1 pseudogene is annotated in these 346 nt (G+C 54.3%); it reads left to right on the top strand.

Annotation, left to right across the window (positions count from 1 at the left end):
* Nucleotides 1–346: pseudogene (locus tag C463_RS19010) on the top strand (hypothetical protein); the annotation flags it as partial.

The raw sequence follows: 346 nt of genomic DNA on the forward strand, positions 1-346 counted from the left end.
ATCACTCCGTTTCCCGACAGTGCGAACGCCGATTATGTGACTGCGCCCGCGGATGGTACCGTTGAGATTGATATCACTGGTGAGGGAACAGTTGCACCTGGCGAAGGCGTTAACAGGAACGCAATCACAGAGATTGATCGCCTACTTGAGGTGACAAACAACGGGACACAGAGCGTCGCGGTTGGATTTAACAATCAATACGCAATTGAGAAGGGCGACTACGGCGATCCGCCGGGAGGATGGGGCTACGCTGTCAGCGACGACGAAAGTGCTGTCACCGTCATCTGGGCAAGTCCACTCCCGAGTGATATGGAGAAGTCACTGGAAGAGGTTCGACCTGATTTGG

Source organism: Halorubrum californiense DSM 19288 (genome assembly GCF_000336875.1).
In the GTDB taxonomy this organism is placed as follows: Archaea; Halobacteriota; Halobacteria; order Halobacteriales; family Haloferacaceae; genus Halorubrum; species Halorubrum californiense.